The following is a 14109-nucleotide window of genomic DNA, read 5'->3' on the forward strand; positions in this document are numbered from 1 at the left end:
TGACGGCCAGCTACTGGTTACCAGTTAGCTGTCGCGCTGATGCCAATTTGGCGAGGCGCACCCAGTTGAACGTAGGTCTCTGTCACGTAGCCGTTAGCTGGATTGTTGCCAAAACTTCCAAAGCCACGTGTTTGCGTTACTTCATCGGTTAAGTTCTTAGCCCAAAGCTGCAGTTCCCAGTTGCTTAGCGACCAGTTTAAGCTGGCATTCAGTAAAACGTAGTTCTCCGATTGCGCCTCATGACGGGTAGAAAAGTAGAAGGAATCCTTCGCTTCGATACCAACTCTACCGCTAAGTGTTGTTGACAATTGATAGTCCAAGTCTACCGTAGCGCTATAGCTTGGCGCGTGTGCAGATTCGCGATCGCTTAAACCAGAACTACTATCGTTTAGTTCAGTGTGTAGTAGCCCGATATTGGCCTGAAGCGCTAGGGATTGATTGATGCGCCATTGTGTGTCTGCTTCAATACCATAACTAACGCCTTCGGCCGAATTCGCGGTGTAATCTACGAACTGGGTGCTGCCATCGGGGCGAGATATCAAGCGAGATGCCTTAATCTGAACATCTTCACGATCTTGGCGAAAGATGCCGATGCGATAATCAAACTGCTCGCCGTTAGCAATTACGCCCAGTTCGGTATTCCAGAGTGTCTCGGTTTCGTAACTACGCAGTGCCACGGGGAGCTCAGTGCTACTGTTGAAGCCGCCAGCTTTGTAACCACGTGATACCAAACCGTAAAATCGATGGGTATCCGATAGCAGCCATTCGTAGGATAGTTTACCACCCCACATGGTTTCTGACGGGGCGCTGGAGATACCATCTGAATCGCGATAGTCGGCGTCCCATTGCTCTACGCGAGCACCCGCTAGTAAGCGAGAATAGTCATTTATTGAAACCGTTGCTTCACCAAATAGTGCATGGGTTGAGGCGTCGAAACTGGATGAAAAGGGGCCTGCGAGATAGGTGTATTCACGGCGTAGGTCGGTGCCACGTTGAGCAGTGTATAGGCCAATCGTCCAATCTAGAGGGGCATCGTCCTTGGCACGAATTCGTACGGTGCCATTATAGGAGTTAGCGTCTCGGAAGTAGGCATCGTAACTCGAGTATTCCCAAGGATGAAAACCAACGTATGACCAGTCCTCATCGTAAGCATAGAGTAGATCTGACTGCTGTACCGCCAGGTTCCACTCAATGTTGACTTGACTAAGTCCACGATGAGTTGCCGCCAACGATGCCGCCACAGTTTCCTGCTGATCTACACCCGGCTGATCCGATTGAGTGGTGTAATCATTATCGAAGTTGAAGGTGTCGTAGCCGTTGTCCATATCAAGGTAGTAGGCGGTCAGTCGGTATTCAGAGTCCGTTGACGGGGTGTAGTCTATGGCGAGACGAAGGCTGTGTTCTTCTCGGTTCTGGGTTTCGTCAATCACATAGCTATTAAAATAGAAACCGTCACTGGTAAGACGCTTCGCGGCAATGCGCACGGCTAGCGCTTCATTGATCGGCGCGTTGGCGGTTACACCGATTTCTCGGGTGTTGAAGCGTGACGCGCCGAGCTCCAGCGCGAATGACGACGTTTGCTGGGCTCGATTACCTGCTACATAAATCAGGCCGGCTAAGGCATTGGCTCCGTGGAATGTGCCCTGCGGTCCACGAAGTACCTCTACTTGCTGAGTATCAATAAGATTTGCGCCGGCTGCTAAACCGCTCATTTCAATACCATCTACAACTAGCCCAACAGATGGGTTAAGTGGCTCAACGAATTGTGACCTAGCACCGATACCTCGAATCTGAAAGAAACGGGGGTTCGAACCGCCGGAAGCAAAGTTTACGTTGGCGAGGCTACTAACGGCTTCAGCTAAGTTGGTGGCTTGGCGCTGGTTGATTTCCTCAGCGCTGACGACCGAAGTAGATGCTTCCGAATTACTGAGTAAGCGATCGGAGTGGTTCGCTGTGACCACAATTTCTTCAATAGCTTGTGACAGAGCAGACGGCGCAGCGGCAATGGATAACATAGCAACGGCAAGCGTGTTTCGAGCAGAATTCATGGTTTTCTCCAATATAACAGATAGAAAACCGGGGTAGACGTATAGAAGGATAACGCAAAAAGAGAGACCTATTCCTACGCCGGTATCACCCGGATCAGGTTCAAAGGGTTTGTCTAAGACATCTCAGGCTGAGCCACCCCTTAGGTAGTTGATTGAGCTTGCAATCAACGGCGCAATCATAACGCTTGAATTGCTCAGTCGCAACCCACTGAGGTTGGTGATCAACGGATTAACTCCTCGTTGCGCTGCTTTCGGTTCCCTTGATTACGCTGAGTTAACGGCTAATCCGCACTGAGAAAGTAGCTCGCTAATCAGTTTTGCGTGCGCTCGTTGCGCGGTAATTAAAGTACCTTGCAGCGCATGGCGGTTTTCAATGTAGCGACGCTGCTGTATTGATAGGTACGGTAACAGTGGAGTTTCTATTCGGGTTAAAGCGTCATTAAGTTGCCGCCATTGTTGCAGCGTTTCGCTACCAGGCTGTTGAATATTCGTGTTGAAGTAGTTGACCACTAATCCATGAAACCTTCGCGCCTTTCGAGTGGGCGAGGGCTGAAAGCAAAGTGGGCCAGTGTTGAGCTGGCGAAGTAATATTTGATTGGCTGATAAGTAGAAGGCCAATTCTTGCCGAGCGTACCGAAAAAGATAGCTGGCTGCGTTGGAGTGGTATATCTGGCCGAATCGCTCTTCAAGATGAAGGCGCGACGGCGAGTAGTCACCTGAACTCCAGCGCTCTACCAGCCCACCTAGTTGCCGTAAGCCGGCTAGTCCCGAGCTAATGTTAGTCGGCTGCGGTTGGAGATTACTGTGGAGCCGGGACCACTCTGGCCCGTTGAGCGTTGCTTGGTAGATAGTGCTTGGCAGTGTGTTGATCTTTGCGGTGCGCAGCTGTGCGAGCTGATTGGCGAGTTCGGCATGTTCAGCTTCAATAATGGCTATACAGGTGGGGGTTTGTTCAATGACGGTCAACTCGTAGAGCAATTGTTGCGAGGGTTGTTGGAATTTTCCGAGGTTTGAGTTGCGCAGGGCAATGGTTTGGTGGAGTGCGCAGGGCTTAAGCTGCCAGAATTCAACGAGGCTAATGGATGGTGGCGCTGTTGCAATGCTTTCAGGTTTGTTTGATGACCACGTTGGTGAGGGAGGCACGCTAACGATTTCCGCGGGTATTTGACTTAACACTGTGCTTAAACGCTCAAGGTAGTTCGCCCATTGGTCATGGCGAGAAGGGGGTTCAGAGCATGCTGATAGCAGGGTAAAAGCAAATAGTAACGATAATTTGCAGATGATAACTATTATCACTTGCGTTTGTTTTTGATAATCATTATCATTTGCGCAACTTGAGGAATTCATTTAAACAACCTTAGAGAACGCAGCCTTTATGTTAGTACGTAATCAACTAAGTTTAGCGATTAGTTTATTAGCAACAACCGGTATGGTTAATGCCGCGCCGGACCTTCAAAGTGCTAATTTGTACTTAGAAGAAACTACGGTTATTGGTCAGCAGGATCGAGCTAAAGAGATTTCGGCCTCAGCTATTGTCCTAGATGAAACAGATTTGGAAGTCTTCCACAGTCGAGACATTAACAAGATTTTGCTGGATGCGCCCGGCGTCTATGTTGCCGCGGAAGAAGGCTGGGGATTACGCCCTAATATTGGCATTCGGGGAACCGGCACCTCTCGCAGCAGTAAGGTAACGATTCTTGAAGATGGCGTGTTGGTCGCGCCAGCCCCTTACTCCAATCCAGAAGCCTATTACTTTCCTACAACAAGCCGAATGGTAGGCGTAGAAGTACTTAAGGGATCGCCAATTCTAGAGTATGGCCCAGCTACCATCGGTGGTGTACTGAACCTCGTATCGGCTCAGATTCCTGAAGCGGGCTTTGAGGCCAGAGCGAATGTTGAGGCGGGTTCATTTGATACTTACCGCGCATTAGCCAACGTGGGTGGTCACGGTGCCAATGTTGGGTGGATGATTGAAGCGCAAAACTTCCAGTCTGGAGGTTTTCAGGATATTGATCGCAGTGCCCAAGATACTGGCTTTGATAAGAACGACGTCACCGCTAAGTTCCGTGTACACAGTGATAATGTCCCGGGTCGGTTATATCATCAGCTTGACGTGAAGTATCAGTACGCTGAAGAGACTTCGAATATGTCTTACTTTGGTCTCACTGACGCCGACTTCAACCAGGATGCCGACCGTCGCTATGGGCTGACCGAGTTGGATGAGATGGATAATAGTCGTGATAGCTACTCAGTAAACTATCAGCTTCGTCTTTCACCTGCTTTCAGCGTTAGTGCACTGGCATACCGTAATGAGTTTCAGCGTGATTGGTTCAAGGTGGATAAAATCAACGGTGTATCGGGTAGCTCCATAATAGGCACCATTAACACAAACGGAACGGACGCCGCACTATATCAATCGTGGTTGGATGGCTCGGCTGATGTGGCCGATATTGATATTAAGCACAATAACCGTGCCTATGTGTCCGAAGGTGTTCAGTTGGTGGTTAACGGGAAGTTCGAACTCGGCGGAACGCAACACGATGTGCGTATTGGGGTTCGTGATCACCGCGACGAAATGGATCGCTTCCAGCCTGTTGAGAGCTTTGCGCAGGTGAATGGCGAACTTATTTTTGTCGATTCCACCGCAGGCAATGTAACGGGTTCGAATAACCGCATTGAGACGGCTGACGCGCTCGCTTTCTGGTTAATTGACGACATTCAAGTCAGTGAAGCTTTAAAAGTCAATGTGTCTATTCGTAACGAAGATATGGATGTGAGTCGTCGTACCTTTGGTGATAACGACCGAGTGAACACCCCAGCAAAGACTACGAATGACGCTAATGAATGGTTATTTGGTACTTCGGCTAGCTATAAGCTCAGCGATGCTTGGACTGTCTTAGGTGGCGTTCAGCAGGGTATGACGCCCATATCGGGAGGATCGAAGAAGCCCGATGCACCCGAGACCTCAACCAACTATGAGTTAGGCGCTCGCTGGACTGCGGCGGCCACTGAAATCTCGATGATCGGATTCTATAGTGACTATGCGAATACCGTGCAATACTGTTCGAATGCGTATCCATGTGATAATGGCGACACTCAGGGAGCGCTAAGTTTGGGCGAGTCAGAGGTCATCGGTCTAGAACTCCGTGCTGATACTACGGCACAGTTTAGCCGTCTTAGCATGCCAATCGGCGTTGCCTATACCTACACTCAAGCTGAAGTAACTGAAGGCGTGAACGGCGCCACCGACGTCAGCGGTGACGAGTGGGCTTATATTCCAGCTAACCAACTTTCAGCTACGATTGGATTGATTGATGGTGCCACAGGCCTATCCGGATACCTACGCGCTTCATATGTAGAAGGTTCATGCGTTGTGACCGGGTGTAATCGAACTGGGGATACATTCTCGAAGACTGACGATCAGCTTTCGCTTGACGCCTCGGCGCACTATGCACTCACGGATAGAGCCGACCTCTATTTGAATGTCGATAATCTGTTGGATGAGCGGACCATCGTCTCGCGCAGCCCTTACGGAGCTCGGGCAAATATGCCTCGTTCATTTACGCTGGGCGTAGACTATAAGTTCTAAACGATAAGTTTTAGACGATAGGTTCTAGACTATAAGTTAGAAATAGGTGAGCAGTAGGAAATCAGAAAGCCGTTCAGAGATGAACGGCTTTTTAGCTTTAGGCGATGCTAGTCGTCGTCATCATCCAGTTCATCATCTTCGGCTGAAGGGTCTTCAACAAGATAGCTAGCGAGCACGACCTCTAGATTTTGATTGTCGAAATCGATGACGCCGTCGAGCTCTAATTCATCCGTTGACAGTCCTTCAATTAATGTATCCTCCAGCCCGCCATCTAATAACCAGGTATAAAATGCCTCGGCCATGGTTTCGGATCGATCACCGATAAAGTTGAGTGTTACCTTACGCATACGGTTGTCCTAATTAAGTTGAATTGCTACTGGTTAACACAGCGTAGATGATATTTTCTAAAATGACTCTATAATCGCAGCCAATACTATTTTTTCAGGGGTAGGGTAGATGACGAAATCCGTGGGTGTTTGGCGTTCGTGGGCGCTAGTAGTGGGTACGATGGTAGGATCAGGTGTGTTTCTTCTGCCCGCGGTACTTGCTCCCTATGGCGCTAACAGTCTCTGGGGTTGGATGTTTGCCGGCGCCGGAACGCTCTTTATAGCGCTATCACTGGCATCCCTAGCGAGCCATTATCCAAAGGTGGGTGGTCCTTACGCTTATACTAGAGAGGCCTTTGGGCCCTTCGTTGGTTTCCTTATTGCATTTGGGTATTGGATATCACTGTGGAGTGGTGTGTCGGCCGTGGCGATTGCGTTTGCTGGCTATACCGATACCTTAGCAGGCGGGAATCTTGGTGCCTTCGGGCAACTCGCCGTAGCGCTGGGGATTATTGCGGTACTGTGTTTCGTTAATTGCCGGGGTGTTGAATCCGCAAGCGTGGTGCAGCTGGTTACCACACTTCTGAAGTTAGTGCCCTTGGTGTTGGTAGGATTTGTGGGCTTTAGTATGGGCGATTGGCATGCCGTTGAGCCGCTCAATCCGGATAATCAGTCTTCCGTCGCCATGCTGTCTTCAATGGCTTTGCTTATTATGTGGGCCTTTATTGGCGTAGAATCCGCTACTATTCCGGCCGAAGATACCATCAATGCCAAGCGCACCATTCCCATTGCTTTGGTTGCCGGTACACTAACGGCCACGGCGGTTTACATTCTAGCGACTTACGGCGTTCAACTATTAATTCCGGCCGAACAGTTGGCGGTCTCTACCTCGCCGTTCACCGATGCAGCACTTATTCTCTTTGGTCCCGTTGGCGCTTGGTTAATTGGTCTTGGGGCGCTGGTGGCGATCGCTGGTGCACTCAATGCACTGATATTATTTAGTGGCCAAATGACCTTGGCTCTTGCGAAAGATGGCATCTTCCCGGCTTCATTTGCCAAGCTTAATAAGCGAGGCGTGCCGACCACCGGTTTGATTACCGCGTCGTTACTTGCTGCCTTCTTCGTGGCAATGAATTACACCGATGATTTGGTTAGTGCGTTTACCTGGATTATTAAATTATCAACCTTGATGGTTATCCTTCCGTATGCGGTCTGTGCATTGGCTGATCTCGTGTTACAACGTCGCAATGGGAATATGACGCCATTGAAAGTGATGGTAGCGGTGTTGGCGTTAGGGTATTCCATCTTTGCTGTCATTGGCTCCGGTGCGGAGACAGTGTATCTTGGTGGGTTACTTCTGGTGGCTGGGATGCCGCTGTATTTTGCGCTAAGATCTGGCCATAAAAAATAGGTGAAAATATGATGTTCAAACAGGCGATAGTTCGTAAACCGTCACGTTCGATCAGCGAAGGCTTGACCGGCGCTGATCTAGGCACCCCAGATTACCAGCAGTCGTTACTGCAACACCAAAGTTATACCAATATGCTCACAGCCCTAGGTTTGACGGTAACACAGTTGCCAGCACTCGATGACTTAGCCGATGCAACGTTCGTGGAGGATGTTGCCTTGCTCGTTGATGACGTAGCAGTATTAACTCGTCCTGGCGCTAAGAGTCGCGAGCCTGAAGTTTCCTTCATGGCGGAAACCATCAGGGAGTTCTTTACTGAGGTTCACACTATTACTCACCCTGGCACGCTGGAAGCTGGTGATATTATGCGCGTTGAAAATAAGCTCTATGTTGGCTTGTCGGATCGCACCAACGAAGCAGGTGTGGCGCAATTGGCGAGTATCTTCGCGCCGCATGGTGTAGATGTCATTCGAGTGAAGATGTCGGAGATGCTTCACCTGAAAACTGGCGTAAACTATCTCAGTAATAAACAAATGCTAGTCTGTGGCGAATTTGTAGGTCATCCTGCCTTCGCTGATTACGAGTGTTTTGAAATTCCGGAGGGTGAAGAGTACGCCGCTAACTCTCTGTGGATTAATGGTTCTGTTATTGTGCCAACCGGCTTCGATAAAACGGCAAGTTTGATTGAAGAGCTCGGTTATCCAGTGGTTCGTGTTGATACTACTGAGTTTAGAAAAATTGATGGTGGTTTGAGCTGCCTGAGCTTGCGATTTTAGGAGTTACTATGGGATTTAATACTAAGCCAGACTATGAGGGTACCGTAACCTGGAGTCCGCTACGCAGTGAGGGTGGTCCACACGGTCTTTCTCGTACCGCCGTCCCGGGTGGGTGGTTAGTTGCGTTTAATCCTAACCCATCTAGTGCGGGGGGCTTAACATTTATGCCAGACCCAACGCATTCGTGGGATGGAAATTCACTTGTGCTCGATGAGCCCACACCGTCGGAAGACTAATCGAAAACTGCTACTACAACGCAACGGAGCGGCATGTTAAAGTTTTCGTTCAGCATGTTGCAATTACAATTATAAGAAAGGTTTTTACATGACAGTTTCTCGAGAACACTTCGGTTCGCGCCTAGGATTTGTCCTAGCGGCGGCAGGTTCAGCCGTTGGTATTGGCAATTTAGTTGGTTTTCCAGTGGCTGCAGCCAAGAACGGCGGTGGCGCATTTCTTCTAGTTTACGCGCTCTTTGTCGCGTTCATATGTCTGCCTATTATGATGGCCGAGCTAACCATGGGTAGGGCTAGCCAAAAGGATCCAAGTAAGGCCTATTCCGCTCTGGGTGGTCGCGGTCCTATCTGGGGATTCGCAGGCATTATTGGCGTGCTAACCCCCTTCATGATTGCTGTCTTCTACTCAGTGATCACGGTTTGGATCTTAGGTTATTTCACCGCCATTATTAGTGGTGATTTGGTTGATCTAGCTGATCCAAGTTATTTTGGTTCGTTTATTTCAAGTGATGCGGTCTTTGGCTATTTAGCTGCCGTGGGTGTTATTGTATTTGCTATTCTTGCCGGTGGGGTGAAGGACGGTATTGAGCGCGCTGCTAAACTCCTGATGCCAACGTTGTTCGTGATGTTAATAGCCATGGTGATTTATACACTCACCTTACCTAATGCAATGGCCGGTGTGAGTTATTACTTGATACCTGATGTAAGTAAAATTACACCATCAGTGATCAATGGCGCCCTGAGTCAGGCTTTCTTCTCGTTGAGCCTTGGTATGGGGATTTTAATTACCTACGGCTCGTATATGGATCGCAACACGGATATCAAACAAAGTGCCAAATTAGTGGCACTCACTGATACCTTAGTAGCGTTTAGCGCCGGCTTACTCATCCTCCCAGCTATCTTTTCATTTGACCCACAGATCAATACCTCGGAACTTTCTGAGTCTTCAGTCTCACTGATGTTTAGTTTTCTACCGAAGATATTTGTGGCGCTCCAGGCTGATGTTGGGGTGTTCTGGGCTAGTACCATTGCCTGTGTCTTTTTCTTACTTGTTCTCGTTGCAGCAATAACCAGCTTGGTTTCAATTGTTGAAGTACCGCTTTCGGCGATGAGTGAGCGTCGCACAATGAACCGTAAGCGTTCAATCGGCTTCATGGTGCTATTGCTAGGTGCCTTTGGTGCGGCGGCTTCGATGTCTTTCGGACTAAGTGACTTCTTCAGTCAGTTTGTGGTCTATTCCGGTGCTGATAAGTCGTTGTTTGATGTGATCTACGATATCTTCTACGACACTATTCTCCCGTTGAACGGCTTATTGGTGTGTCTGTTTGTAATGTATAAGTGGAAAAAGGCAAATTTCCAAAAAGCATTACATGAAGGCGCGGCGGACCGAAGTATGTCTTGGTATGATCGTTACATGAATTTCGCACTAAGTGGCTTTATTCCATTGGTACTGGCGGTCATCTTTATTAATACTGTCATGACTAAGTTCTTCTCTTAAGTATGTCAGTAGTTAACCCTGCAGAATGTCCTTTGTGCCAACGCGCGAATGCCTGTGGGGTTGATCAATCACGTTGCTGGTGTATGAACTACCAAGTTGATCATCTGAAGCTGGAAGAGGCATTATCTGGCGGCGTTGAGCCAATAGTTACACAGAGTTGTGTCTGTGAGTCCTGCTTGGCGCGCATTGCTGATTTGGTAAAACAGCCGTGCTCGGTTCAACGCGAAGAGTAGCTATTAGGGGCGGATAATTCCTAACTTTAAAGCCTTAGCGACGGCCTGAGTGCGATTCTTAGCGGTGAGTTTTCGCGCCGCGTTGCGAAGGTGGAATTTGATGGTATCCGCTGAACGTGCGAGTCTTCCGGCCATCTCCTTTTCGGTGAGTCCCTGAGCAGCTAGGTGCAAGCATTCCCATTCCTTTTGTGACAGTCCGCAAAGCTTAATTTTGTCGTCGTCAAGCTGGCTTAATTCAATGATTTTTTCCAAGAAACAGTGGCTAATAATGGAGAGCTCTGAACGGTGTTGTTCGATAAAGGGCTCCAAATCTAGACAGCGCGTTGTAAAGAGCACTACGTAGCCCAGTGAATTCAGCGGTTGGTGTAGCGGCACCACAATGCCTTGTCTTATGCTATAGCGTCTAAATATGGCTCGGATGAGGTCGAAGTCGCGCCGTTTATGCCAATAAGCTTGAATGCTTTCAACCGTGAAAGCGAAAGGGCCACGGCTATTTGAGAGCTGTTGAATTAGATCTGCCTGTTGGTCAAAGCCAAAGCGATTCCACTGTTGGGTATCAAATTCATGCCAGCCGAAATGGTTCATCAGCATTTGGTAGGTAGGGCGTAGCGGGCTGAGATTACCAATTTGGGGTTGAAGAAGACAATGTTCAAAACCCTGTGCTAAGCAATAGTCTTGAAATATGACGGCAGCCTGTTGCACCGAAACACACTTAGATAGGCGATGCTGGAAATAAGAAAGTTGAACCATAGTATGCGCTCTCGCTAAAAATTGAGTGCGCATATTAGGTAGTTGGGATATCTCACCGCAACCACCTAAAAGAGTAGCCTTGACTAGTGGCTTATGCGTTGAGCTCATCGGCCAAGATGAAGGCCATTTCTAGTACTTGATCAGCATTCAGGCGCGGGTCACAGGCCGTTTGATAGCGGTGCGGAAGGTCTTCATCACGAAGATCTGACAAGCCTCCGATACACTCAGTGACGTGTTGCCCCGTCATTTCTAAATGAACCCCGCCAGCGTGAGTACCTTCCGCTTTATGGATGGCCAAGAACTGCCTTACTTCCGATAGGATACGGTCGAATGAGCGGGTCTTTAAGCCTGTGGAAGAGCTGTGAGTGTTGCCGTGCATGGGATCAGAGCTCCACACTACCTTGGCGCCTGCTTGAGTGACTCGCTGGACCAGCGGTGGGAGTATCTGGGCAATTTTGTCGGCACCCATTCGGGTAATTAGGGTTAACTTACCCGCTTCATTGTGCGGATTAAGCTTCTCGATAAGCTGGATGAGTTCGTCCGGCTCCATGGAAGGGCCCACTTTGAGACCAATAGGATTATCAACGCCAGAGAGCATTTCAACGTGTGCACCATCTAGCTGTCGAGTGCGATCACCAATCCATAGCATATGTCCGCTACTAATAAAGTGGCGGTCATGATGTTGACGCATAAGCGCGTTTTCGTATTCAAGGTGCAGCGCTTCGTGTGAGGTGAAGAAATCGATTCTGCTAAGCGCCGAATCATTCTGGTTCCGAATTCCGCACGCCGCCATGAAGTCTAAGCTGGCTTTAACCTGAGCAGCAATCACGCTGTATTGAGCCGCCAAGGCTGATCGCTCAATAAATCCCTCGTTCCAAGCCTGAACGTGATCCAAAGAAGCGGTGCCGCTAGACGCCTGGCTGCGCAACAGATTGAGTGTAGCGGCTGACTGGAAATAGCACTGAGTTAGGCGAGTTGGGTCAGGCTCTCTACTTTTAGCATCGAAGGCGAGACCATTGATCATGTCACCTCGAAAGGAAGGCAGCGAAATGCCATTGATGGTTTCAGTATCGCTAGATCGTGGTTTGGCGAATTGGCCAGCGATACGACCCACTTTTACTACTGGTTTGCCAGCGCCTTGGGTAAGGACGATGGCCATCTGCAGGAGTATCTTAAAGGTAGAAAGGATGCTTTGCTGTGAAAAAGCGTCAAAGGTTTCAGCGCAATCGCCGCCCTGAAGTAGGAATGCTTCGCCGTTGCAGGCTTTGGCTAGCTGGGCTTTTAATAGCTGGCACTCCTCATAGCTAACTAGCGCAGGCGCGGCGGCCAGGTTGGCCGCTGTTTCTGCCAAGGCGCTGGGGTTTGGGTAGTTAGCCTGCTGTTGAGCAGGGTATTGGCGCCAGCTATTGGCACTCCAAGAATTAGCCACGTTGATTCCTACACTTAAGTTCTAATGATGGCTATTATGCACGAGCGTCGGAGATTTTTCATAGCGGATTTCAGCAAATAGTAACAGAGAGAGTTTTAGAGTGATTGCTTCACTGCGCCCAAGCTTACCAGCTGTTTGGCACCCAGATTACAGTTTTGATTTTTCACCCAGCCATCGCTTCCCGATGAGTAAATTCGAGTTATTATACCGTTATCTCAAGGAATCAGGAGCACTTGAACAATTGCAGTTACATCAGCCTGATCGCGTTACCATGACTGATCTTCTCAGAGCCCATGACGGGCACTATGTGGATGCATTCATCCATAATCGCCTTGATAAACAAGCGATGCGTAGATTGGGTATTCCCTGGAGCGAGGGTTTGCTCAATCGGACCCTGCTATCGCCAGCTGGGACCATCAAAACCATTGAGCTGGCGCTGGAGCATGGGCTAGCCTGCCATCTGGCAGGGGGTACGCACCATGCCCATCGTGACTTCGCCTCGGGCTTTTGCATCTTTAATGATATGGCTATTGCAGCGCTCAAAGCGGTAGAGGAGTGGGGGCTTCAATCGGTACTCATTTTCGATCTCGACGTTCATCAAGGCGATGGCACTGCAGCGATACTGGCTGATCACCCCCATATCCACACCGTAAGTGTTCATTGCGAGAAGAACTTTCCAGTGAGGAAACAGTCGTCATCAATTGATATTGGTTTGCCGGTGGGGTTGGGTGACGATGAGTACCTGCGGATGGTGGATAGTACTCTGCAAATGGCTATGAATTCTTTCCAACCTGACTTAGTCATTTATGACGCGGGCGTTGATGTGTTTGAGGGTGATCCGCTAGGTAGGCTAAATATTTCGGCCGCTGGGCTCCGCCAACGAGAACGGCAGGTATTATCGGCACTATATGGAGAAGTGCCTGTTGCAACGGTAATAGGTGGTGGTTACGACGACGATAGGGAAGCGCTGAGCCACCGTCATGCAATGGTTATCGAAGCCGCGCTTGTGCTAACGCGCGGCGAAGCGGGCTAGCGTCTGTGACGGGAAAAGCGGGTTTGCTTCGGGTTGGCTACTCAGTGGGTGCTTCAGCAGCTTCTTCTTGAGCGCGCTGGTCTTCTTCAATCAGGCGAAGTATTTCGTCAATTTTGGCGCGAAAACGGGTGTTCTCGGGACGCGCGATACTGGTGAAACGTTTTATGATCACGCCATTGGCGTCAACGAGATATTTATAGAAGTTCCAGCGGGGGGCGCCAACTTCTGCCGCCAGTGCAGCATAGAGAGGTGAAGGATTAGCGCCGGTTACTTCGGTCTTCTCGAACATTGGAAAGCTAACGTTGAAGTTTGTGTTGCAGAAACTGCGAATTTCGTCCTCATCCGCTGGCTCTTGATTTAAAAAGTCATTGGACGGAAAGCCAAAAATCATGAGCCCTCGGCTTGCATAGTCTTGATAAAGTGATTCAAGTTCCTCGTACTGTGGGGTAAACGCACACTCCGACGCCGTATTAACGATAAGATAGAGTTTTGCTGGATAATCATGGCAGAGATTGCGGACGTCATCCGATGCGAGTAAGCGAACATTTTGATCCAAGATTCCGCAACTACGTTCAGCATGCACCGAAGTGCTCTGGACCACGCAGATAATCATTAACCAAAACTTGAGAAACTTTAGGCTACTCACAGGGCCACCAAATAGAAAATTTTATCCGCTAATGTTATAGCGCTCTTCTTCGCTTTACCCTTGCGGATTATCCCTAAACTAGGGGGGCCAAGGAATGCGGTGTAGAATGAGGTTGACGACGGCGTTAAAACACCGCCTCT

General features: G+C 49.2%; 13 protein-coding genes and 1 riboswitch. Of the genes, 7 read left to right on the plus strand and 6 right to left on the minus strand.

Going from position 1 to position 14109, the window contains the following annotated elements; all coding sequences use genetic code 11:
- Positions 1-17: 17 nt before the first annotated feature.
- Entirely contained in the window at positions 18-2048 is a 2031-nt protein-coding gene (locus tag DFR27_RS03940) for a TonB-dependent receptor (RefSeq protein WP_121876180.1), read from the minus strand.
- Positions 2049-2102: 54 nt separating this feature from the next.
- Positions 2103-2199, minus strand: a riboswitch (TPP riboswitch).
- A gap of 113 nt (positions 2200-2312) precedes the next feature.
- Complete coding sequence (locus DFR27_RS03945) at positions 2313-3395, minus strand: DUF3080 family protein (RefSeq protein WP_121876181.1); 1083 nt, start codon at positions 3393-3395, stop codon at positions 2313-2315.
- Between the two features lie 28 nt (positions 3396-3423).
- Between DFR27_RS03945 and DFR27_RS03950 the strand changes: the two genes are divergently transcribed.
- Positions 3424-5637 carry a TonB-dependent receptor family protein gene (locus tag DFR27_RS03950; protein ID WP_121876182.1) on the plus strand — a complete coding sequence of 738 codons (2214 nt, stop codon included), beginning with the start codon at positions 3424-3426 and terminating at the stop codon, positions 5635-5637.
- A gap of 107 nt (positions 5638-5744) precedes the next feature.
- Here the strand turns inward: DFR27_RS03950 and DFR27_RS03955 are convergent, their stop codons facing one another.
- On the minus strand, positions 5745-5984 hold the full coding sequence (locus DFR27_RS03955; protein ID WP_121876183.1) for a hypothetical protein: 240 nt from the start codon (positions 5982-5984) through the stop codon (positions 5745-5747).
- 109 nt (positions 5985-6093) lie between these two features.
- Between DFR27_RS03955 and DFR27_RS03960 the strand changes: the two genes are divergently transcribed.
- The 5 genes from DFR27_RS03960 to DFR27_RS03980 all read left to right on the plus strand — a co-directional run bounded on the left by DFR27_RS03960 (position 6094) and on the right by DFR27_RS03980 (position 10111).
- Positions 6094-7374, plus strand: coding sequence for an APC family permease (locus DFR27_RS03960; protein ID WP_121876184.1), 1281 nt, complete (start codon positions 6094-6096; stop codon positions 7372-7374).
- A gap of 8 nt (positions 7375-7382) precedes the next feature.
- Positions 7383-8147 (plus strand): dimethylarginine dimethylaminohydrolase family protein, encoded by a 765-nt coding sequence (locus DFR27_RS03965; RefSeq protein ID WP_245962596.1) that lies wholly within the window; start codon positions 7383-7385, stop codon positions 8145-8147.
- A gap of 8 nt (positions 8148-8155) precedes the next feature.
- A complete protein-coding gene (locus DFR27_RS03970) occupies positions 8156-8383 on the plus strand; it encodes a hypothetical protein (RefSeq protein WP_121876185.1) in 228 nt (75 codons plus the stop codon).
- A gap of 88 nt (positions 8384-8471) precedes the next feature.
- A complete protein-coding gene (locus DFR27_RS03975; RefSeq protein WP_121876186.1) occupies positions 8472-9878 on the plus strand; it encodes a sodium-dependent transporter in 1407 nt (468 codons plus the stop codon).
- A gap of 2 nt (positions 9879-9880) precedes the next feature.
- Positions 9881-10111, plus strand: coding sequence for a cysteine-rich CWC family protein (locus DFR27_RS03980; protein ID WP_121876187.1), 231 nt, complete (start codon positions 9881-9883; stop codon positions 10109-10111).
- Between the two features lie 3 nt (positions 10112-10114).
- Here DFR27_RS03980 and DFR27_RS03985 read toward each other — a convergent pair whose 3' ends face one another.
- Together DFR27_RS03985 and DFR27_RS03990 are read right to left on the minus strand one after the other, a co-directional pair.
- Complete coding sequence (locus tag DFR27_RS03985; RefSeq protein WP_170150771.1) at positions 10115-10861, minus strand: helix-turn-helix transcriptional regulator; 747 nt, start codon at positions 10859-10861, stop codon at positions 10115-10117.
- A gap of 91 nt (positions 10862-10952) precedes the next feature.
- The gene (locus DFR27_RS03990) at positions 10953-12290 is read right to left on the minus strand and encodes a class II 3-deoxy-7-phosphoheptulonate synthase (RefSeq protein WP_211327561.1); all 1338 of its coding nucleotides are present in this window, start codon (positions 12288-12290) and stop codon (positions 10953-10955) included.
- 100 nt (positions 12291-12390) lie between these two features.
- Between DFR27_RS03990 and DFR27_RS03995 the strand changes: the two genes are divergently transcribed.
- Positions 12391-13323 carry a histone deacetylase family protein gene (locus DFR27_RS03995; protein ID WP_245962597.1) on the plus strand — a complete coding sequence of 311 codons (933 nt, stop codon included), beginning with the start codon at positions 12391-12393 and terminating at the stop codon, positions 13321-13323.
- Between the two features lie 37 nt (positions 13324-13360).
- Here the strand turns inward: DFR27_RS03995 and DFR27_RS04000 are convergent, their stop codons facing one another.
- Positions 13361-13969 carry a glutathione peroxidase gene (locus tag DFR27_RS04000; protein WP_245962598.1) on the minus strand — a complete coding sequence of 203 codons (609 nt, stop codon included), beginning with the start codon at positions 13967-13969 and terminating at the stop codon, positions 13361-13363.
- Positions 13970-14109: the final 140 nt, after the last annotated feature.

This window comes from Umboniibacter marinipuniceus (assembly GCF_003688415.1).
Lineage (GTDB): Bacteria > Pseudomonadota > Gammaproteobacteria > Pseudomonadales > DSM-25080 > Umboniibacter > Umboniibacter marinipuniceus.

What these genes read in the sequence shown, in the direction of transcription:
- DFR27_RS03940 (WP_121876180.1), bottom strand. Translation starts at nt 2,048, where the DNA reads ATGAATTCTGCTCGAAACACGCTTGCCGTTGCTATGTTATCCATTGCC.
- DFR27_RS03945 (WP_121876181.1), bottom strand. Translation starts at nt 3,395, where the DNA reads ATGAATTCCTCAAGTTGCGCAAATGATAATGATTATCAAAAACAAACG.
- DFR27_RS03950 (WP_121876182.1), top strand. Translation starts at nt 3,424, where the DNA reads ATGTTAGTACGTAATCAACTAAGTTTAGCGATTAGTTTATTAGCAACA.
- DFR27_RS03955 (WP_121876183.1), bottom strand. Translation starts at nt 5,984, where the DNA reads ATGCGTAAGGTAACACTCAACTTTATCGGTGATCGATCCGAAACCATG.
- DFR27_RS03960 (WP_121876184.1), top strand. Translation starts at nt 6,094, where the DNA reads ATGACGAAATCCGTGGGTGTTTGGCGTTCGTGGGCGCTAGTAGTGGGT.
- DFR27_RS03965 (WP_245962596.1), top strand. Translation starts at nt 7,383, where the DNA reads ATGATGTTCAAACAGGCGATAGTTCGTAAACCGTCACGTTCGATCAGC.
- DFR27_RS03970 (WP_121876185.1), top strand. Translation starts at nt 8,156, where the DNA reads ATGGGATTTAATACTAAGCCAGACTATGAGGGTACCGTAACCTGGAGT.
- DFR27_RS03975 (WP_121876186.1), top strand. Translation starts at nt 8,472, where the DNA reads ATGACAGTTTCTCGAGAACACTTCGGTTCGCGCCTAGGATTTGTCCTA.
- DFR27_RS03980 (WP_121876187.1), top strand. Translation starts at nt 9,881, where the DNA reads ATGTCAGTAGTTAACCCTGCAGAATGTCCTTTGTGCCAACGCGCGAAT.
- DFR27_RS03985 (WP_170150771.1), bottom strand. Translation starts at nt 10,861, where the DNA reads ATGGTTCAACTTTCTTATTTCCAGCATCGCCTATCTAAGTGTGTTTCG.